This is a genomic window from Mycobacterium sp. NGS69 (assembly GCF_059812165.1).
Genome location: NZ_JCALCD010000001.1, coordinates 318,666 through 338,233, shown reverse-complemented (window position 1 = coordinate 338,233; position 19,568 = coordinate 318,666). Strand labels below are relative to the sequence as shown.

Sequence of the window (19,568 nt, the reverse complement as noted above, 5' to 3'; positions counted from 1 at the left end):
CCGATGAGCTACGACGCCACCCTCCGGTTTCGCCGTTTCATGTCGCGGTTGCAGGGGCCCATCGACGACTTCGGCGAGCAGGCGTTGTTTTACGGCAAGACGGTGCGTTACGTGCCGCAAGCGCTCACCCAATACCGGAAGGAGACGATCCGGAACGTCGCCGAAATGACGCTGGGCGCAGGGGCTCTGGTCATGATCGGCGGCACGGTCGGCGTCGCGGCCTTCCTGACCCTGGCCTCCGGCGGCGTCATCGCCGTGCAGGGGTATTCGTCGCTGGGCAACATCGGCATCGAGGCACTGACGGGCTTCCTGTCGGCGTTCCTCAACGTCCGCGTGGTCGCCCCGGTGATCGCGGGCATCGCGCTGGCGGCCACCATCGGAGCCGGCGCCACCGCGCAATTGGGCGCCATGCGGGTGTCCGAGGAGATCGATGCCGTCGAATGCATGGCCGTGCAGTCGGTGTCCTACCTCGTGTCGACCCGGCTGATCGCCGGCCTGATCGCGATCATTCCGCTCTATTCGCTGTCGGTGCTCGCCGCGTTCTTCGCCGCCCGCTTCACCACCGTGTACATCAACGGGCAGTCCAAGGGCCTGTACGACCACTACTTCAACACCTTCCTCATACCGTCCGACCTGCTGTGGTCGTTCCTGCAGGCCATTGTGATGGCCATTGCGGTCATGCTGGTGCACACCTACTACGGCTACAACGCCAGCGGCGGCCCCGTCGGCGTCGGCGTCGCGGTCGGCCAGGCCGTGCGTACCTCGCTGATCGTCGTGGTCGTCATCACTTTGTTCATCTCGCTCGCCGTGTACGGCGCGTCCGGTAACTTCAACCTCTCCGGGTGAAGGGAGTTCTCGAAAAGACATGGCGGAAGGCGTATCACGACGCTCATCGGTTCGGCTGGCAGCGGCGCTGCTGGCCGGCGTGATCGTTGCCTTCGCGGCCCTGACTTACCTCTCGTACACGGCGGCCTTCGCCTCGACCGACGCCGTCACGGTCTCGGCGCCGCGGGCGGGCCTGGTGATGGACAAGGGCGCCAAGGTCAAGTACCGCGGCATCCAGATCGGCAAGGTCACCAGCATCGACTACTCCGGTGACCAGGCGCGGCTGACGCTGGCCATCAGCAGCGACCAGATGCACTTCGTCCCCTCCAACGCGACGGTGCACATCGCGGGCAACACCATCTTCGGTGCCAAGTCGGTCGAATTCGTTCCGCCCCAAGCCCCTTCGCCGACGTCGCTGCGCCCGGACGCGCACGTGGAGGCCTCGGCGGTGGCGCTCGAGGTCAACACCCTGTTCCAGTCGCTCATCGACCTGCTGCACAAGATCGACCCGGTGGAGCTGAACGGGACGCTGAGCGCCCTGTCCGAAGGGCTGCGCAGCCACGGCGACGACTTCGGATCGCTGCTCTCAGGGCTGAACACGCTGGCGCGCCAGGCGAATCCGAAGCTGCCCGCCCTGCAGGAGGACTTCCGCAAGGCCGGGATCGTGACCAACACTTACGCCGACGCCGCCCCCGACCTGAACACCGTCTTCGACAACCTGCCGACGATCAACCGGACGGTCGTCGACAAACAGAAGGACCTCAACGACACGCTGCTCGCGGCGATCGGTCTGGCCAACAACGCCTACGAGACGCTGGAACCCGCCGAGCAGAACTTCATCGACGCCATCAACAGGCTGCGCGCCCCGATCAAGGTGGCCCACGACTACTCGCCCGAATTCGGCTGCTTCTTCGCCGGTGTCGAGCGCGGCATCAAGGAATTTGCCCCTCTGCTGGGTGTGCGCAAGGCGGGCCTGTTCACGTCGTCCAGCTTCGTCCTGGGCGCGCCCTCGTACACGTATCCGGAATCCCTGCCCATCGTCAACGCCTCCGGGGGTCCGAACTGCCGCGGACTGCCCGACATCCCGACCAAGCAGACCGGCGGCTCGTTCTACCGGGCGCCGTTCCTGGTCACCGATAACGCCAACATCCCGTACGAGCCGTTCACCGAGCTGCAGTTCGACGCGCCCTCCACCCTGCAGTTCCTGTTCCACGGCGCCTTCGCGGAACGGGACGACTCCTGATGGTGGCCAAGGGAATGCCGTCGCACCGGTCGATGCTGATCAAGGTCGGCATCTTCGCGGTGGCCATGATGTTGGTGAGCGCGTCGCTGGTGGTCGTGTTCGGCGACTTCCGGTTCGGGCCCGAAAGTACCTACCACGCAACGTTCACCGACGTGTCGAAGCTGAAGGCCGGCCAGAAGGTTCGCATCGCCGGCGTGCCGGTCGGCGCGGTGTCGGGCGTGAAGCTCAACCACGACAACACGATCGACGTGAAGTTCGGAGTGGACAGCCGCTACACGTTGTATTCGTCGACGCGCGCGGTGATCCGGTACGAAAATCTGGTCGGTGACCGCTATTTGGAGATCACGTCGGGCCCGGGGGAGCTGCGTAAGCTGCCGCCGGGCGGCACGATCAACTCTCAACACACCCAGCCCGCACTGGACCTCGACGCGCTGCTGGGCGGGCTGCGGCCGCTGGTCAAGGGCCTGGACGCTGACAAGGTCAACACCATCAGCAGCGCGGTCATCCAGTTGTTGCAGGGCCAGGGCGGGGCGTTGTCCAACGTGCTGGCCGACACGAGCGCGTTCTCGTCGGCGCTGGGTCAGCGCGACCAGCTGATCGGCGACGCGATCACCAACCTCAACACCGTGTTGGGCACCGTCGACCAGAAGAGCGCGCAATTCTCGGCCAGCGTCGACCAGCTGCAGCAGTTGATCACCGGGCTGGCCAAGAACAAGGACGCAGTCGCGGGGGCCATCCCGCCGCTGGCGTCGACAACTACGGACTTGACTGAGCTGCTGAAGAATTCGCGTCGGCCGCTGCAGGGCATCATCGAGAACACCCGTCCCCTGGCCACCGAGTTGGACAACCGCAAGGCCGAGGTGAACAACGATGTCGAGCAACTCGGCGAGGACTACCTGCGGCTGGCGGCGCTCGGTGCTTACGGGTCGTTCTTCAACATCTATTTCTGCTCGGTGACGATCAAGATCAACGGCCCGGCCGGCGGCGACATCCTGATACCGTTCGGCGGCCCGGTCGATCCCAGCAAGGGGAGGTGCGCTTTTGTCAAGTAACGCAAGGCGCGAACGCGACCCGCTGCGCACCGGCATCTTCGGTGTGGTGCTGGTGGTTTGCGTGGTGCTCATCGCCTTCGGGTACTCGAACCTGCCGTTCTTTCCGCAGGGCAAGATGTACGACGCCTTCTTCACCGACGCGGGCGGAATCAACCCGGGCAACGCCGTTTACGTGTCCGGCTTCAAGGTGGGCAAGGTGGCCTCCGTCGGCCTGGCCGGCGACAGCGCCAAGGTGACGTTCTCCGTTGACCGGCACATCACCGTCGGTGACCAGTCGATGGCCGCGATCCGCACCGACAGCATCCTCGGTGAGCGTTCCATCTCGGTGACCCCGGCCGGCAACGGCAAGGCGACCACCATCCCGCTGAGCCGCACGACGACGCCGTACACGCTCGCCGGCGCCCTCGAGGACCTGGGTAACAACGCCAACAATCTGAACAAGCCGCAGTTCGAGCAGGCCTTGAACGTGCTCACCGATACGCTGCACGACGCCACGCCGGAACTGCGCGGCGCACTGGACGGCGTGACATCGCTGTCCCGCACGCTGAATCGCCGCGACGAGGCGCTGCAAGGCCTGCTGGCACATGCGAAGTCGGTGACGGGGGTGCTGTCGCAGCGCGCCAACCAGGTCAACACGCTCGTGGACGACGGCAACCAGTTGTTCGCCGCGCTCGACGAGCGGCGCGCCGCGATCGGTGAGTTGATCTCGGGCATCGGCGGTCTGTCACAGCAGATTTCCGGCTTCGTCGCCGACAACCGCAAGGAGTTCGGCCCCGCGCTGAGCAAGCTCAACCTGGTGCTGGCCAACCTCAACGAGCGCCGCGACTACATCACCGAGGCGCTCAAGCGGCTGCCCACCTACGCCACCGAGCTGGGTGAGGTCGTCGGCTCCGGTCCCGGGTTCAACGTGAACGTGTTCAGCGTGTTGCCCGCGCCGATGATCGCGATGGTGTTCGACTTCTTCTACCAGCCTGGCAAGCTGCCGGCCAGCCTCGCCGACTACCTGCGCGGGCTGATTCAGGAACGCTGGATCATCAGGCCGAAGTCGCCATGACGAACCGGATCGCCGGCAGCAAGGGGCTGCGCTACGGCATCATCATCGCGCTGGTCGCGATGGTGGTGGGTGGCGTGTATGTGCTGTCGTCGCAAGGCAATAGCCGGACCGTCATCGGCTACTTCACCTCCGCCGTCGGTCTCTATCCCGGCGACCAGGTCCGCGTCCTGGGCGTGCCGGTCGGTTCGATCGACACGATCGAGCCGCGGCCGTCCGACGTGAAGATCGTCATGTCGGTGACCAAGGACGTGAAGATCCCCAAAGATGCCCGGGCCGTCATCATTTCGCCGAACCTGGTGTCGGCGCGGTTCATTCAGCTCACCCCGGCCTACACCGGCGGGGCGGTGCTGCCCGACGGCGGCAGCATCGAGCTGAACCGCACCGGGGTGCCGGTGGAATGGGACGAGGTGAAGGAGTCCCTGACGCAACTGGCCGTTCAGCTGGGCCCGACGACGGGATCGATGCAGGGGCCCCTGGGCAGGGCGATCAACCAGGCCGCCGACACCCTCGACGGCAAGGGCGAGTCGTTCCACAACGCGCTGCGCGAGCTCTCGCAAGTCGCCGGGCGGCTGGGGGATTCGCGTAGCGACCTGTTCGGCACGGTCAAGAACCTGCAGGTGCTGGTCGACGCGCTGTCGGCGAGCAACGAGCAGATCGTGCAGTTCGCCGGCAACGTCGCGTCGGTGTCGCAGGTGCTCGCCGACAGCTCGCGGCATCTGGACAACACCCTGGGCACGCTGAATCAGGCGCTCTCCGACATCCGGGGATTCCTGCACGAGAACAACTCGACGATCATCGATACGGTCAACAACCTCAACGACTTCGCGCAGACGTTGAGCGACCAGAGCGACAACATCGAGCAGGTGTTGCACGTCGCGGGCCCCGGTATCGCCAACTTCTACAACATCTACGACCCGGCGCAGGGCACGCTGAACGGTCTGTTGTCGATACCCGAATTCGCCAACCCCGTGCAGTTCATCTGCGGTGGCTCCTTCGAGACCGCCGCCGGGCCCAGAGCGCCGGACTACTTCCGGCGCGCCGAGATCTGCCGCGAGCGGCTCGGCCCGGTGCTGCGCCGGCTCGCGGTGAACTACCCACCGGTCATGTTCCACCCGCTGAACACGATCACCGCGTACAAGGGCCAGATCATCTACGACACCCCGGAGACCCAGGCCAAGGCGGCCACCCCGGTTCCGCAGCTGACCTGGATACCGGCCCAGGGCTCGCACCTGCCGCCGCCCGCCCAGAACCCCACCGACCTGCAGGCCCTGCTGGTCCCGACGGCGCCGCAGACCGCCGCGGGCGCCCCGCCACCGGCCGGCCTCAGCTCGGGTCCGGCGCCGGGTCCCGGCCCCGGCAATGCCTACGGTCCGCTGCCCGGCCCCCCGCCGGGCCAGGCGCCGAGCGCGCCACCGGCCGATCAGGGCGGTGGCGGATGAGACGAATCTGGTTGCGCGGCACCGTGTTAGCGGCGGGCAGCGCGCTGCTGGCCGGTTGCCAATTCAACGGCCTGAACTCCCTGTCGATGCCGGGCACGGCAGGCCACGGCAGTGGCGCGTATTCGATCACCGTCGAGATGCCCGACGTGGCGACGCTGCCGCAAAACTCGCCGGTGATGGTCGACGACGTCACCGTCGGCAGCGTCGCGGGCATTTCGGCCGAGCAGCGTTCCGACGGATCCTTCTATGCTGCGGTGAAGCTGGCGCTGAACAAGAACGTGGTGTTGCCGGCCAACGCGACCGCGACGGTGGCCCAGACGTCGTTGCTGGGTTCGATGCACATCGACCTGGCGCGCCCCAAGGACAAGCCGCCGACCGGCCGGCTCAAGGATGGCTCCAGGATCACCGAGGCCAACACGGGCCGCTATCCGACCACCGAAGAGGTCCTCTCGGCGTTGGGTGTCGTCGTCAACAAGGGCAATCTCGGTGCGCTGGAAGACATTACCGACGAGACCTATCAGGCCTTCGCCGGCAGGCAGGATCAGTTCGCCGACCTGATCCCCCGGCTCGCCGAATTGACGGCGGGGCTCAACCGGCAGACCAACGACATCATCGACGCGGTCGACGGGCTGAACCGATTCTCCGCGACCCTGGCGCGCGACAAGGACAACTTGGGCCGGGCGCTGGACACGCTGCCCGAGGCCCTCCGGGTGCTGAACAAGAACCGGGACCACATCGTCGAAGCGTTCGCCGCGCTCAAGAAGCTGGCGACGGTGACCTCGCACATCCTGGCGAAAACCAAGGTGGACTTCGCCGAAGACCTCAAGGGCCTGTACTCGGTCGTCAAGGCCCTCAGCGACAACCGCAAGAACTTCGTCACCTCGCTGCAGATCCTGCTGACGTTCCCCTTCCCCAACTTCGGCATCAAGCAGTCGGTGCGCGGCGACTACCTCAACGTGTTCACCACCTTCGACCTGACCCTGCGCCGGATCGGTGAGACGTTCTTCACCACCTCCTATGCGCTCGACCCGAACATGATGCACATGAGCGAGGTTCTCAACCCGCCCGACTTCCTGACCGGTGAGATGGCCAACCTGTCCGGGCAGGCGGCCGACCCGTTCAAGATCCCGCCCGCCACGCCTTCGGGCACTGAGGGGCGGTAGGGCCGATGATCGACAAACTCACCAGGGTCCAACTCGGCATCTTCGCGGTGATCACCGTGGTCACGCTGACTGTGATGGCCGTCTTCTACCTGCGGCTGCCCGCCACCCTCGGGCTCGGGACGTACGGCGTCAGCGCCGATTTCGTCGCCGGGGGCGGCTTGTACAAAAACGCCAACGTCACCTACCGCGGGGTCGCGGTCGGTCGGGTGGAGTCGGTGGGCCTGAGCCCCAATGGCGTCATTGCCGAGATGCGCCTCAACAGCGGCACGCCCATCCCGTCGAACGTCACCGCCACCGTGAAGAGCGTCTCGGCCGTCGGTGAGCAGTACATCGACCTGGTGCCGCCGGGCAATCCCGCATCGACCAAGCTGCACAACGGATCCCGGATCGACCGGCAGAATACGCGGATCGGTCAGGAGGTCGCCGACCTGTTGAAGCGGGCGGAGGCACTGGTCAACAGCCTCGGCGACACCCGGTTGCGCGAACTCCTGCACGAGACGTTCATTGCGGCCAACGGGTCGGGCCCCGAGTTGGCCCGTCTGATCGAGTCCGCCCGGCTGCTGGTGGACGAGGCCAACGCCAACTACCCGCAGGTGTCGCAGCTGATCGATCAGGCCGGCCCGTTCCTGCAGGCCCAGATTCGTGCCGGCGCCGACGTCAAGTCGCTGTCGGATGGGTTGGCGCGGTTCACTTCCGAGGTGCGCCAGGCCGACCCGCAGCTGCGCGAGACGCTGGCCACCGCGCCGGGTGCGACCGACGAGGCCAGCACCGCGTTCTCCGGCATCCGCCCGTCCTTCCCGGCGCTGGCGGCCAGCCTGGCGAACCTGGGCCGGGTCGGGGTCATCTACCACAAGTCGATCGAGCAGCTGTTGGTGGTGTTGCCGCCGCTGTTCGCGGCGATCACCACGGCGGCCGGCGGCGCCCCACAGGACGAGGGCGCCAAGCTGGACTTCAAACTCGACCTCAACGACCCGCCCCCGTGCGCGGTCGGCTTCCTGCCCCCGCCGCTGATGCGCACGCCGGCGGACGAGACGTTGCGCGAGCTCCCGAGAGACATGTACTGCAAGACGGCGCAGAACGACCCCAGCACCGTGCGCGGCGCGCGCAACTATCCGTGCCAGGAGTTCCCCGGCAAACGGGCACCGACGATCCAGCTCTGCCGTGACCCGAAGGGCTACGTTCCGGTCGGTCGCAACCCGTGGCGCGGCCCTCCGGTGCCCTACGACACCCCGATGACGAACGGGCTGAACGTGTTGCCGCCCAACAAGTTCCCCTACGTCCCGCCGGGCGCCGATCCCGATCCAGGCGTTCCCATTGTGGGGCCGCCCCCACCCGGCGTCGTGCCGGGTCCGGGGCCGGCGCCGCACCAGCCGGCCTACGATCCGCCGCCGCCCAACGACAGGCCGCCGCCGCCTGGCAACCCGTCGTGGATGCCGCCGGGCGTCCCACCGGTGCCGCCGATACTTCCCTATCCCAAATGGCTCCCACCGCCGGCACCTCCCGAGGGCATCAATCCTCCGCCGGCGGGCCCGGGCCCGGAGAAGCCCTGGGGGCCGCCGCAGGGTCCGCCCCCGCAGGCCAGCGGGCCGGCCTACACCACCTATGACCAGCGCACCGGGGCGTTTGTGGACCCGGCCGGCGGCACTGGTACTTTCGCGGCCGGCGCCAGTGGCGCATCCAGCGCCGAGAATTGGGTGGACCTGATGCTTGATCCGAGGCCGATGTAGTGGCCCCAGAAGTGCCGGAAACGGCGACGCGGCGTGTGCGTCGCCGCGCATCGCGCGCGGCGGGGCCGGCCAAGGGGGAGGCGCGCGAGACCGCTCCGATCGAGGTCGAGGTTGCGGCCGCGCCGAAGGCGAAGCCGAAGCCGCCCGCGAAGCCCGTCGCCACCCTGAAGCCGGTGAAGCCGCCGCCGCGGCGCCGGCCGAACCGCGCCCTGGTGCTATGGACGTCGTTCGCCGCCGCCCTGGTGGCCGTCGGCGCGCTGGCCGGCTGCCTGGTCGTGCTGCTCGTCCAGCAGCGGCACGCCGACGCGGCACAGGCTCGCGATCAGCGCTTCGTCGACACCGCCACGCAGACGGTGGTCAACATGTTCAGCTACAAGCAGGACAACATCGACGAGAGCGTGAACCGGTTCTACAACGGCACCAGCGGCCCGCTGCGCGGAATGCTGGGCGCCAACAACAACATTGAGAACCTCAAGGGCCTGTTCCGCTCCACCAACGCGACGTCGGAAGCCGTGGTCAACGGCGCCGCGCTGGAGGGCATCGATTCGGTCACCGACAACGCGTCGGTGCTGGTGTCGGTGCGGGTGACGGTCGCCGACATCGACGGGACGAACAAGCCGTCCATGCCGTATCGGCTGCGCGTGATCGTGCACGAGGACGAGCAGGGCCGGATGACCGGCTACGACCTGAAGTATCCGGACGGGGGTAACTGATGCGGTGGCTGATAGCCGTCGCGGGCTCCCTGCTGGTGACGGCCTTCGTCGGCCTGTCCGCGGCGGCCGGTTGGTTCTACTGGGAGCGGGTGCAGACGCGCGGCGAGGCGGCTGCGCGAGCCGTATTGCCAGGGTTGGCAGCCAAGGAGATACCCGAGGTCTTCGCGTACGACTACCAGACCGTCGAACGCAGCCTTTCGGCCGCATACCCGTTGCTGACACCCGCCTATCGCCAGGAGTTCCAGAAGAGCGCGAACGCGCAGATCATTCCGGAGGCGAAAAAGCGTGAGGTCGTCGTCCAGGCGAATGTCGTTGGCGTCGGCGTCATGTCCGCCAAGCGCGATTCGGCGTCGGTGATGGTCTACCTCAACCGCACCGTGACCGACAAATCACGGCAGCCGCTCTACGACGGCAGCCGATTGCGGGTCGACTTCACCAAAGTCGGCAAGCAGTGGCTGATCGCCTACATCACGCCGATCTAGACCAGTCTCAGAAGCACATCGCAAGGTCGTTGCACCGCAACGGATAACGCTCGATCGGGCTGGGCGGGGGCCCAGCGAGCGCCAACGAAAAGGGTTGCTTGCTCATCGCCGACTCCAGGCCGCACTCGGGCCCGTGCAAACTGGTGTGCGTGCCGGTGAGCGTCTCGTCGTCAAACGCAAAAGTCTCGGTGGAAGCGGCGGTCCCACCGCCCGGGCACGAAACGCCGTCGGCGATGTCGACCTTGAAGGTCCACCGTTGGCTCACCAACCGGGCCCTGCCGCTGAAGTTCTGCAGTTTGTCCTGCCGGCTGATCCTTTCGTCGGTCGAGCTCACGATGTTGAGCGCGCAAAAGTCCGCCATGATGTCCGGGTTGGAATAGTCCTTGTAGTACCGGCTTCCGTTCACCTGATCGCACAGCGCCGTGATCGTCCACGTCACCCCGGACACCCCCGCCTGGTTGAACGAGTAATTGCCATCCGGCGGCGGCGCGACGGCACCCGCCGGCTCGCCCGATTCCAACGCGATTCCGAGCGCGACGACCGAGCAGATGCCGGCACCGGCGGCCAGGCCACGACGGAGCTTCATGACGTTCCTCCCTCTACGCTGCATCGAGTATCACAGCGTTTCGGCGGGAGCACCATGCCTAGTTCGAGCCGCGCGGATGCGACTCGGCGAGCGCCTCGAGGAATGACCGCGCCCAGCGGTCCACGTCGTGGGCGAGCACCTGCCGGCGCAGCGCGCGCATGCGGCGCCGCCCCTCCTCGGGGGACTGATTGAGCGCCGCTTCGATCACGTCCTTGACGCCATCGGTGTCGTGCGGGTTGACCAGATATGCCTGCCGGAGTTCGGCTGCGGCGCCGGTGAATTCGGACAGGACGAGCGCGCCGCCGAGGTCGCTGCGGCAGGCTACGTACTCCTTGGCCACCAGGTTCATCCCGTCGCGCAGCGGGGTGACCAGCATGACGTCGCTGGCGACGAAGAAGGCGATCAGCTCGTTGCGGGGGACGGGCCGATGGAGGTAGTGCACCACCGGATGACCGACCTCGGCGTATTCGCCGTTGATGTGGCCGACCTCGCGCTCGATGTCGTTGCGCAGGATCTGGTAGCTCTCCACGCGTTCGCGGCTGGGTGTCGCGAGCTGAACCAGCACGGTGTCGTTGCGTTTCGCGCGGCCCTCGGCGAGCAGCTCCGAAAAGGCTTTCAGCCGAACGTCGATGCCCTTGGTGTAGTCGAGCCGGTCGACGCCGAGCAGGATCTTGCGCGGGTTGCCGAGCTCGGCGCGGATCTCCCGCGCGCGGCGTCGCACGTCGCGGTCGCGGGCCGCGTGGTCGAGCGCGGTGGAGTCGATCGAGATCGGAAAGGCGCCAACCCGCACGGTGCGGGACGCGAGCTCCACCTCGCCGAAACGCGACCGCACCCCGACGGCGCCGCGGGAGGTGTTGACCCCGATCAGCTGCCGGGACAGGAAGAGGAAATTCTGCGCGCCGCCGGGCAAGTGGAAGCCCACCAGGTCGGCACCGAGCAGGCCCTCGACGATCTCGGTGCGCCACGGCAGCTGCATGAACAGCTCCACCGGCGGGAACGGGATGTGCAGGAAGAAACCGATGGTCAGGTCGGGCCGCAGTCCGCGCAGCATCTTGGGAACCAGCTGCAGTTGGTAGTCCTGCACCCACACGGTTGCCCCGCGGGCCGCGGCGCGCGATGTGGCCTCGGCGAAACGGCGGTTGACGTCGACGTAGCGGTCCCACCAGTCGCGGTGGTAAATCGGTTTGACGATGACGTCGTGGTACAGCGGCCACAGCGTGGCGTTGGAGAATCCCTCGTAGTATTCGGCGACGTCGTCGGAGGTCAGCCGCACGGGGTGCAGCTGCAGGTCATCCTGGACGATCGGCTGGTAATCGAGCTCGTCGTCGTCATCGGCGACGCCGGGCCACCCGACCCACGCGCCGCGCCGGCGACGCAGCAGCGGCTCGAGGGCGGTGACCAACCCTCCGGGGCTGCGTTTCCAGGTGGTGGTTCCGTCGGGAAGGCGCTCGAGGTCGACCGGCAGTCGATTGGCAACGACTACGAAATCGGAATTGCCGAATTGCTGGCCCCCGCTGGGAGTCATTTATGTGTCGTGTTTTGCCGGTCCGATACCGAGCATGGACAGGAAGACGCGGCACTCGTCGGCGTCGTTCGCGTACGCGGCGACCACCCGCCTGGCCTGGCTCGCGGTGCTGTCGGCCAGGGGCTCCACATCGCCGAGTTCGCCAGGATCAGATTTCGTAGGCATACGACAACTGTAGGCGACATCGATATTCGCCCGCAGGCGTCTCTCACCGACGGCCGGCGCGCGGTCGCTGAACTTGCTGGTCAGCAGCATCTCGTCGCGCTGCCACCAGTGCACTGGGCGGCGGCGGACCCGCGCTCGATCCACCCAGCGATCAGCGTCTTCGGCGGTGGCCGTAATCTGCAGAGAGTCGGTCCGGCATTTACGGATCGGCCCCAACTTGTAACGAGCCCGATAACAAGGTAGGTGGGCGGAATGACACTCTCCGACCAGGCCGGCACTCAAGCGACCGACGCCGATCAGCTGGTGGCCTATGAAACCCTCGACGACGGCCGCATCGCCCGGATCTGGCTCAACCGGCCCGAGGCGCACAACGCGCAGAGCCGCGGGCTGCTGGTCCAGCTCGACGAGGCGTTCCTGCGTGCCGAGGCCGACGACACCGTCCGGGTGGTGATCCTGGCGGCGCGCGGCAAGAACTTCTCCGCCGGTCACGACCTGGGCTCGGAATTGGCGATCGCCGAGCGCAGCCAGCTGCCGAGCTTCCGCATCAACGGCGGCACCCGCGATCCCATCGCGGAAAAGATCTACCTGCAGGAGTGGCACTACTTCTTCCAGAACACGTGCCGCTGGCGGGATTTGCGCAAGATCACCATCGCCCAGGTGCAGGGCAACGCGATTTCGGCGGGCCTGATGTTGATCTGGGCCTGCGACCTGATCGTGGCGGCCGACAACGCGAAGTTCAGCGACGTCGTTGCCGTGCGTCTGGGGATGCCGGGCGTCGAATATTACGCCCACCCTTGGGAATTCGGCCCGCGTAAGGCCAAGGAGCTGCTGTTGACCGGCGATGCGCTGGACGCCGACGAGGCCTACCAATTGGGCATGGTGTCGAAGGTGTTCCCGGTCGACGAGCTGGCGGACAAGACGCTGGAATTCGCGAGGCGCATCGCCGACCGGCCGACGATGGCGGCGCTGCTCGTCAAGGACTCGGTGAACGCGGCCTCCGACGCGATGGGATTCACCGAGGCGCTGCGGCACGCGTTCCACATTCACGAGCTGGGTCACGCGCACTGGGCCGCCCACAACGAGAACAGGTACGCGGTCGGCCTGCCGCCCGACGTCGAGGACTGGCGCGACGCCAAGCCCACGCAGATCGCCCGCCGCGATACGCCATAGCGTGACCCGTGTGGCGGCTGTGACCGCTCGCCTATGCTAGAACCCGTTTCAGTTTCGGCGTGAAGGGACGCGGCGTGCAGCTTTCTTTCGACAACCGGACGTACCTGGTGACCGGCGGTGGCAGCGGGATCGGCAAGGGCGTCGCCGCCGGGCTGGTCGCGTCCGGGGCGTCCGTCATGATCGTGGGCCGCAGCGCCGACCGGCTGGCGACCGCGGTCCAAGAAATCGAAGTGCTCAAGGCGAACGGCGCGATCCGTTACGAGCCGGCCGACATCACCGACGAGGAGGAGACCGCCCGCGCGGTGGACGCCGCGACGGCCTGGCACGGGCGGCTGCACGGGGTGGTGCATTGCGCGGGCGGATCGGAGACCATCGGTCCGATCACCCAGATCGACTCGGAGGCGTGGCGGCGCACGGTCGACCTCAACGTGAACGGAACCATGTACGTGCTCAAGCACGCCGCACGCGAACTCGTGCGTGGCGGCGGCGGTTCGTTCGTCGGGATCTCGTCGATCGCGGCCAGCAACACCCATCGGTGGTTCGGCGCCTACGGCGTCACCAAGTCGGCTGTCGACCACATGATGCAGTTGGCCGCCGACGAGCTGGGCCCGTCGTGGGTGCGGGTCAACAGCATCCGCCCCGGCCTGATCCGCACGGATCTCGTTGTGCCCATTACGGAATCACCGGAGCTGAGCGCGGACTACCGCCAATGCACTCCGCTGCCACGGGTGGGTGAGGTCGAGGACGTCGCCAACCTGGCGATGTTCCTGCTCAGCGACGCGGCCAGCTGGATCACCGGGCAGTGCATCAACGTCGACGGCGGCCACATCTTGCGGCGCGGGCCGGACTTCTCGGCGATGCTGGAACCCGCCTTCGGCGCCGAAGGCCTACGCGGGGTGGTCTGAGCGATGAAGCGACTCGAGGGCAAGAGGATCCTGGTGACGGGCGCGGCGTCCGGCATCGGCCAGGCCAGCGCGCTGCGATTGCTCGACGAGGGCGCCTCCGTGGTGGCCTCCGACGTCGCGGAGGACGGCCTGGCCGTCTCGCGGGCCCTCGCGGACGAGGCCGGAACCGCCGACCGGCTCACCACGATGCCGATGGACGTCGGCGACGAGGGCTCGGTGATCGACGGCGTCCGCCTCGCGGTGCAGACGCTCGGCGGCCTGGATTCGCTCGTGAATGCGGCCGGCATCCTGCGCGCCGCACACACCCACGAGACCAGCCTCGAACTGTGGAACCGGATCGTCGGGATCAACCTGACCGGAACGTTTCTGGTGGTCCGCGAGGCGCTTCCGGCGCTGCTGGGCAATTCGCGCAGCGCCATCGTGAACTTCAGCTCCACGTCGGCCTCGTTCGCCCACCCCTACATGGCGGCCTACGCCGCGAGCAAGGGCGGCATCCAGGCCTTCACCCATTCGTTGGCACTCGAATACGCCAAGGAGGGCCTGCGTGCGGCCTGCGTGGCGCCGGGCAGCATCAAATCCGGAATCACCGACGCCACGGGCGGATACATTCCCAAAGACGCCGACTGGTCGCTGTTTCCACGGCTCATGCCGATCCTGCCGACGACCGTCGAATCAAGCGGCGCCGGAATGGCCGAGCCCAGCGCGATCGCCGGCGTCATCGCCATGCTGGTGTCCGACGACGGCGCCTGGATAACCGGCACCGAGATCCGCATCGACGGCGGAACACACGCGTAGGCCGCCCGATGGCGGCGACAGGCTGCACCCGGCTTCGCCGCGCTTGCGATCGCCGCGCTAGTTAACGCACGGCACGCCGCCGGCCGCCATCGGCTTTCCTTGATCGGGCGTCGGATACGTGGTGGTGGTTCCGTTGTAGTAGTACGTGTTCGACTTGCTGGTCGTCGTCGTGGTCGTGGTGTCGTCCATCGCGGTCTCGTCCTGCGACGGCATCGAGAAGTTGGTATCCACGGTCACCCGGATGTGCCCGGGCTGGAGGTCGGCGCTCGGTTGCTTGGGAGCATCGAGCCCGAGCAGGGTGGCCACGTTGCGCGCGTCGGCCTCGGCCCCGGCGCCGTACTCGATGGTGGTGGCGGTCGGCTCGCCCGAATTGCGGTCGCGCACTTGGCCGGGGGTGTAACCGCGCTTCTTCAGGGCGCGGGACACCTCGCTGGCCATCCCGCTCATGCTGCCCGCATTGATCACGTCGACGACGGTGGACGGACTGGGTTTGGCGGCGGTGCTGGCGGGCGTGGTCGTCGGCGGCGGCGCCCCGATCGCCTCGGCCACCTCGGCCTTGATCGCCGCCGGGTCGATGATGTTGACGTCCTGCCCGTCGATGTTGTCGTAACGCACGACGGGCAGCGTCCGGAATTCGAGGTTGCCACCGGAGGCCAGCGAGCCCAGCCGCTGGATCAGGTCCTCGTCCCAACCAGCCGACAGCACAACGTCTTTGCGCGCCACGGCCATCAGGCTCTTGAGCTTGTCCAGGTCGGTGAAGGTGCCCGACGCCTGCAGTTCCTGCATGACCGACGAAAGGAACGCCTGCTGCCGATGCGTGCGGTCCAGGTCCCCGTTTTCCAGGCCGTGGCGCTGCCGGACGAACGACAGCGCCTGGGACGCGTCCAGCCGCTGCCGGCCCGCCGGAAAGTCCGCACCCGAATACGAGTCCTCGACAGCATGATTCAGGCAGACCTCCACGCCGCCCAGGGTTTGGGCCAAGTCGTAGAAGCCGGCCAAATTGACCTCGGCGAAGTAGTCGATCGGAACACCGGTCAGGCTGCGCACCGCGCGCAGCGTCGCCGCCCGGCCCGCTTCGCGGCCCCGAGTCTCGAGTTCCTTCTGGGTGATGCTGCCTTGGTTGGCGAGCTTGTTCGCGACGTACTGCTTCGTAAGCCCGTATGCCTCTTTGATTTTAATGTGGTTGTATCCCGGGACGCCGTTGAACGGCACCCAGTCGTCGCGAGGGATGGAAAAGGCGACGGCTTTGTTGTCCGCGCCGACATGTATGAGTATCAGGGTGTTGGTGTTGTACCCGCCGTTGTCGGAATCGCCTGCGTGCAAATGCTTTAGGATCGACCAGGGCAGGTCATTGCCGTCCTGGTCTTTGCGCGAGTCCAGCCCGATGAGCAAGATATTCATGTTGTCGCCGCTGGATCGCGGGTCCTCCGACGACAGGGCGTCCGAAACGGTGATGCCGCCCAGCGCGCCGTGGGCGACGTAGTATCCCGCGCCCGTCATCAGCACGGCCCCCACCGACACCAGCGTCATCAAGCTGCGCGTCAGGGCCTTGCGAAGGCGCGACGGTCGCCGAACGGCGCGATGGCGACGATGTGCGCCGCCAGACTGAGCCATCAAATTCCTCGTTCTGTTACCAGCGCACCACCCGCCACCGCAATAGGGGTTTGCGGTGATGTCGCTTGCAGCATGCCGTCAAGTATGCGGTAGCTTGCTATGAACCCTCCAATCAAGCGGCCCGATGTAAGCAGGCTCACGCGCCGGGAATACCCCGATTTTATGCCGCCAATCGGGCGCTCACCAGCGGTTTTAGTCACCGACGGCGAACCTGTTACCGCGCTGGTGTCACGATCGAGTCCGACTTGTTATGCCCCTGGCATCAAATGTTGGCCGCTCGAGCCCATTCAGCAATACGGGTATTCGATATGCCATCTGCCGTTCACATAGTCGGCGCGGTATTGGCCGCCCAGTTGCGGATTGGAGTCCCGGATGACACCGGAACCGCCGACGTTCGGCGCGAAGCCCGGCGGATCCCACGTGATCGACTGGGGATTGGGCGGCAGGTTTGGCGTGCAATTGATTTGCTTCTGGATGTAGCCGTCTTTGATCTTCTGCTCGGCCGTGGCTTGGTCACCGGCGTCGGGTGCGGGGTTGGCCGGGCAGAAACCGCTTGCGCCGCACATGCTTTGGCGCGCACCGACGAGCGCCATCGCGCTGGTGGCCGTGCTCGGCATCAGCACCACCGTCACGAGCAGCCCCGCCGCCGCGGTGCCGGCATGTCGCCACATATGGCCCCTAGCCCTCCTTGACCAAATCTTCGCCCGAGGTGTAGTAGAGGCGAATGTTTGAGCCCGCGATGATTTCGGCGAGGTACACGCCGACCGGTTCGACCTCGTAGTAGTAGTGAGTATTGCCCTGCGGATCGACCGCCGTCGCGCAAAACAGCCCCGGCGCACCGCACCTTTGCTTGACCGGGATCGCGAGGATGGCGATCACCAGCGCAACGAGTAGCCCGACCGCGAGCGGGACGCTGATCGCTGTGTGCCTGGTCGGCACAGGATGCATCAAAGGAGTGTAAGCGCCGTCTGGGTGACCGGCCCTCCCGCCGGACTGTCGTGTCGTGCCACGATGTTCGCCATGACCGTGGTTCTGGTGCATGGCAATCCCGAGACCGCCGCCATCTGGGGGCCACTGGTCGAAGCCCTCGGGCGCCAGGATGCGGTGCTGCTGTCGCCACCGGGGTTCGGGGCGCCGTTGCCCGAGGACTTCCCGGCCACCTACCTGGCCTACCGCGACTGGCTCGAAGCCGAGTTGGAGCGCATCGAGCCACCGATCGACCTCGTCGGGCACGACTGGGGCGGCGGCCACGTGGTGAACGCCGTGATGCACCGGCCGGAACTCCTGCGCAGCTGGGCCAGCGACGTGGTCGGGCTGTTCGACCCCGACTACGTCTGGCACGACTTCGCCCAGACTTGGCAGACGCCGGGTGAGGGCGAAGAGCTGGTGGATACGTTGCTCGGCGGCACGGACCAGGACCGCGCGGAACGGATGGCCTCGCTCGGCATCCCTATCGAGATCGCAAACTTGATGGCCCCGGAGCAGGGACCGGAGATGGGCCGGGCAATCCTGGCGTTGTACCGCTCGGCGCGCCAGCCCGCCCTGGCCGAGGCCGGTCGGGAGCTGGAGCGGGCCGCAGCCCGGCCGGGGCTTTCGCTGCTGGCCACCGAGGACCCCTTCATCGGCGTCACCGACAACCGGCGCCGGGCCGCCGACCGGGCGGGCGCCCGCACCGAGGTGCTCGACGGGCTCGGGCACTGGTGGATGGTGCAGGATCCGGCCCGCGGTGCCGCGGCCCTGGCCAGCTTCTGGGAAACGCTCGGCTAGGCCACTTTTGGGTTCCGGCCCGTTTCGATGCGCGTGCCCGGTGGGTACGCACTGGGGATGATCGACACCGAACCCGGTACGCCGGGAGAGACGCCGGAGCGGCTGACGCCGGCGGAACCACCCGAACGGCTCACGCCGACGGACCCGCCGGAGCGCCTGACGCCCGCGGACCCGCCCGTGCGTGAGACGCCGGCATGACAGACCCGAGCACGGATGGAGATGAGGCATGCGCGCCGAAGAGGGCGACGAAACGATGAAGGACTACGCCGTCGAGGGCGAGCAAACCCTCGGCCGGATCAAGGACTCGCAACGCGCGGGGAGCCCCCTCGGGCGTCTTTTCCTGCGGATAACCAAGTTCGTCGGGGTGAACCGGGCTTCCAGCGGCGGCAGGCGCGCCGGCTGACTCAGCAACTCTTCGGCGCCGGAAAGGCCCGGAGATTCCGAGATGGTCTTACTATCCTCTGGTGACCACCGCGCCTGAAACGTTTTCGACCCAGGGTCCCGGCGGTGTCCGCATCGTCGCCGACCGCCTGGGCGACCCTGAGGCGCGGGCCGTGGTGTTCCTGCACGGCGGCGGGCAGACCCGTCGTTCCTGGGCCAAGGCGGCCGCGGCCGTCGCCCAGCGCGGCTTTCAGGCCGTCACCATCGACCTGCGCGGCCACGGCGAATCCGACTGGTCCAGCGAGGGCGACTACCGGGTGGTCAGCTTCGCGGCCGACGTCCAAGAGGTGTTGCGCACCTTGCCGCCGCAACCGGTGCTGGTGGGGGCGTCGCTGGGTGGGTTCACCACGATGCTGCTGGAGGGGGAACTCTCGCCGGGCACCGCCAGCGCCGTCGTCCTCGTCGACATCGTGCCCAACATGGAGCAATCCGGCGCGACCCGCATCCACAACTTCATGGCCGACCGGGTCGAATCGGGATTCGCCTCGCTCGACGAGGTCGCGGACGCGATCGCCGAATACAACCCGCACCGCCCCAGGCCCACCGATCTGGACGGCCTGACCACCAACCTGCGCCGCCGCGGCGATCGCTGGTACTGGCATTGGGATCCGCAATTCATCAGCGGCACGGCGCCGAACCCCCCGTTCGAGGTCACCGACGCCGACCGAATGCACACGGCAGTCGAGGCGATATTGCGCAACGGCGTGCCGATGCTGCTGGTGCGGGGCCAGGTGAGCGACCTGGTCAGCCAGGAGCGCGCCGACGAGTTCCTCGCGCGCTTCCCGCAGGTCGAGTTCACCGATGTGCGCGGCGCGGGGCACATGGTCGCCGGCGACCGCAACGACATCTTCGCCGAGGCCGTGATGGATTTCCTCACCCGCCACGTCGGCGGCTGATAGATC

22 protein-coding genes are annotated in these 19,568 nt (G+C 67.1%); 16 read left to right on the top strand and 6 right to left on the bottom strand.

The genetic code is table 11. The features are described 5' to 3' along the window. Positions 1-3 precede the first annotated feature (3 nt). The 9 genes from AC5Y2S_RS01810 to AC5Y2S_RS01770 are packed head-to-tail and all read left to right on the top strand — an operon-like array spanning position 4 to position 9,698. Positions 4-846 (top strand): ABC transporter permease, encoded by an 843-nt coding sequence (locus AC5Y2S_RS01810; RefSeq protein WP_067159662.1) that lies wholly within the window; start codon positions 4-6, stop codon positions 844-846. A gap of 19 nt (positions 847-865) precedes the next feature. Beyond that, entirely contained in the window at positions 866-2,068 is a 1,203-nt protein-coding gene (locus AC5Y2S_RS01805; RefSeq protein WP_499953424.1) for an MCE family protein, read from the top strand. Beyond that, on the top strand, positions 2,068-3,120 hold the full coding sequence (locus tag AC5Y2S_RS01800) for an MCE family protein (RefSeq protein WP_499953422.1): 1,053 nt from the start codon (positions 2,068-2,070) through the stop codon (positions 3,118-3,120). Before AC5Y2S_RS01805 ends, AC5Y2S_RS01800 begins: the two co-directional genes overlap by 1 nt. After that, positions 3,110-4,174 carry a virulence factor Mce family protein gene (locus AC5Y2S_RS01795; protein ID WP_499953421.1) on the top strand — a complete coding sequence of 355 codons (1,065 nt, stop codon included), beginning with the start codon at positions 3,110-3,112 and terminating at the stop codon, positions 4,172-4,174. Before AC5Y2S_RS01800 ends, AC5Y2S_RS01795 begins: the two co-directional genes overlap by 11 nt. Next, positions 4,171-5,613 (top strand): virulence factor Mce family protein, encoded by a 1,443-nt coding sequence (locus AC5Y2S_RS01790; RefSeq protein WP_499953419.1) that lies wholly within the window; start codon positions 4,171-4,173, stop codon positions 5,611-5,613. The genes AC5Y2S_RS01795 and AC5Y2S_RS01790 overlap by 4 nt, the downstream gene beginning before the upstream one ends. Continuing rightward, positions 5,610-6,776 (top strand): virulence factor Mce family protein, encoded by a 1,167-nt coding sequence (locus AC5Y2S_RS01785; protein ID WP_499953418.1) that lies wholly within the window; start codon positions 5,610-5,612, stop codon positions 6,774-6,776. The genes AC5Y2S_RS01790 and AC5Y2S_RS01785 overlap by 4 nt, the downstream gene beginning before the upstream one ends. 5 nt (positions 6,777-6,781) lie before the next feature. Next, the gene (locus tag AC5Y2S_RS01780) at positions 6,782-8,503 is read left to right on the top strand and encodes a virulence factor Mce family protein (RefSeq protein ID WP_499953417.1); all 1,722 of its coding nucleotides are present in this window, start codon (positions 6,782-6,784) and stop codon (positions 8,501-8,503) included. Continuing rightward, a complete protein-coding gene (locus AC5Y2S_RS01775) occupies positions 8,503-9,216 on the top strand; it encodes an Rv1363c family protein (protein ID WP_499953415.1) in 714 nt (237 codons plus the stop codon). Before AC5Y2S_RS01780 ends, AC5Y2S_RS01775 begins: the two co-directional genes overlap by 1 nt. Continuing rightward, positions 9,216-9,698 (top strand): mammalian cell entry protein, encoded by a 483-nt coding sequence (locus tag AC5Y2S_RS01770; RefSeq protein WP_499903747.1) that lies wholly within the window; start codon positions 9,216-9,218, stop codon positions 9,696-9,698. The genes AC5Y2S_RS01775 and AC5Y2S_RS01770 overlap by 1 nt, the downstream gene beginning before the upstream one ends. A gap of 7 nt (positions 9,699-9,705) precedes the next feature. Here the strand turns inward: AC5Y2S_RS01770 and AC5Y2S_RS01765 are convergent, their stop codons facing one another. Genes AC5Y2S_RS01765 through AC5Y2S_RS01755 form a run of 3 tightly spaced genes read right to left on the bottom strand, consistent with a single transcriptional unit; the run spans position 9,706 to position 11,974 of the window. Further along, on the bottom strand, positions 9,706-10,284 hold the full coding sequence (locus tag AC5Y2S_RS01765) for a hypothetical protein (protein ID WP_499953414.1): 579 nt from the start codon (positions 10,282-10,284) through the stop codon (positions 9,706-9,708). Positions 10,285-10,342: 58 nt separating this feature from the next. Then, positions 10,343-11,809, bottom strand: a complete 1,467-nt coding sequence (locus tag AC5Y2S_RS01760) for an alpha,alpha-trehalose-phosphate synthase (UDP-forming) (RefSeq protein ID WP_499953413.1) — start codon at positions 11,807-11,809, stop codon at positions 10,343-10,345. Then, the gene (locus tag AC5Y2S_RS01755) at positions 11,810-11,974 is read right to left on the bottom strand and encodes a hypothetical protein (RefSeq protein ID WP_142281923.1); all 165 of its coding nucleotides are present in this window, start codon (positions 11,972-11,974) and stop codon (positions 11,810-11,812) included. A gap of 252 nt (positions 11,975-12,226) precedes the next feature. On the opposite strand from AC5Y2S_RS01755, the gene AC5Y2S_RS01750 reads away from it, so the two are divergent. From AC5Y2S_RS01750 to AC5Y2S_RS01740, 3 genes are all read left to right on the top strand, one after another. Then, positions 12,227-13,144, top strand: a complete 918-nt coding sequence (locus tag AC5Y2S_RS01750; protein ID WP_499903744.1) for an enoyl-CoA hydratase — start codon at positions 12,227-12,229, stop codon at positions 13,142-13,144. Positions 13,145-13,218: 74 nt separating this feature from the next. Then, positions 13,219-14,049: an SDR family oxidoreductase gene (locus tag AC5Y2S_RS01745; RefSeq protein ID WP_499953411.1), complete on the top strand. Its 831-nt coding sequence runs from the start codon at positions 13,219-13,221 to the stop codon at positions 14,047-14,049. Between the two features lie 3 nt (positions 14,050-14,052). Then, complete coding sequence (locus AC5Y2S_RS01740; RefSeq protein WP_499953410.1) at positions 14,053-14,844, top strand: SDR family NAD(P)-dependent oxidoreductase; 792 nt, start codon at positions 14,053-14,055, stop codon at positions 14,842-14,844. A 57-nt stretch (positions 14,845-14,901) separates the two neighbouring features. On the opposite strand, the gene AC5Y2S_RS01735 is transcribed toward AC5Y2S_RS01740, so the two are convergent. The 3 genes from AC5Y2S_RS01735 to AC5Y2S_RS01725 form a co-directional block, all read right to left on the bottom strand. After that, the gene (locus tag AC5Y2S_RS01735) at positions 14,902-16,458 is read right to left on the bottom strand and encodes an LCP family protein (RefSeq protein WP_499953409.1); all 1,557 of its coding nucleotides are present in this window, start codon (positions 16,456-16,458) and stop codon (positions 14,902-14,904) included. A gap of 287 nt (positions 16,459-16,745) precedes the next feature. Beyond that, on the bottom strand, positions 16,746-17,090 hold the full coding sequence (locus AC5Y2S_RS01730) for an integrase (RefSeq protein ID WP_499953407.1): 345 nt from the start codon (positions 17,088-17,090) through the stop codon (positions 16,746-16,748). A 46-nt stretch (positions 17,091-17,136) separates the two neighbouring features. Beyond that, the gene (locus AC5Y2S_RS01725) at positions 17,137-17,406 is read right to left on the bottom strand and encodes a hypothetical protein (RefSeq protein ID WP_499953406.1); all 270 of its coding nucleotides are present in this window, start codon (positions 17,404-17,406) and stop codon (positions 17,137-17,139) included. A 72-nt stretch (positions 17,407-17,478) separates the two neighbouring features. Here AC5Y2S_RS01725 and AC5Y2S_RS01720 point away from each other — a divergent pair, with 72 nt between their 5' ends. From AC5Y2S_RS01720 to AC5Y2S_RS01705, 4 genes are all read left to right on the top strand, one after another. Beyond that, on the top strand, positions 17,479-18,225 hold the full coding sequence (locus tag AC5Y2S_RS01720; protein ID WP_499953405.1) for an alpha/beta fold hydrolase: 747 nt from the start codon (positions 17,479-17,481) through the stop codon (positions 18,223-18,225). Between the two features lie 57 nt (positions 18,226-18,282). After that, a complete protein-coding gene (locus tag AC5Y2S_RS01715; protein WP_499953403.1) occupies positions 18,283-18,423 on the top strand; it encodes a hypothetical protein in 141 nt (46 codons plus the stop codon). 28 nt (positions 18,424-18,451) lie between these two features. Further along, the gene (locus AC5Y2S_RS01710) at positions 18,452-18,628 is read left to right on the top strand and encodes a hypothetical protein (protein WP_499953402.1); all 177 of its coding nucleotides are present in this window, start codon (positions 18,452-18,454) and stop codon (positions 18,626-18,628) included. 61 nt (positions 18,629-18,689) lie between these two features. Further along, positions 18,690-19,562 carry an alpha/beta fold hydrolase gene (locus tag AC5Y2S_RS01705; RefSeq protein WP_499903736.1) on the top strand — a complete coding sequence of 291 codons (873 nt, stop codon included), beginning with the start codon at positions 18,690-18,692 and terminating at the stop codon, positions 19,560-19,562. Positions 19,563-19,568 lie beyond the last annotated feature (6 nt).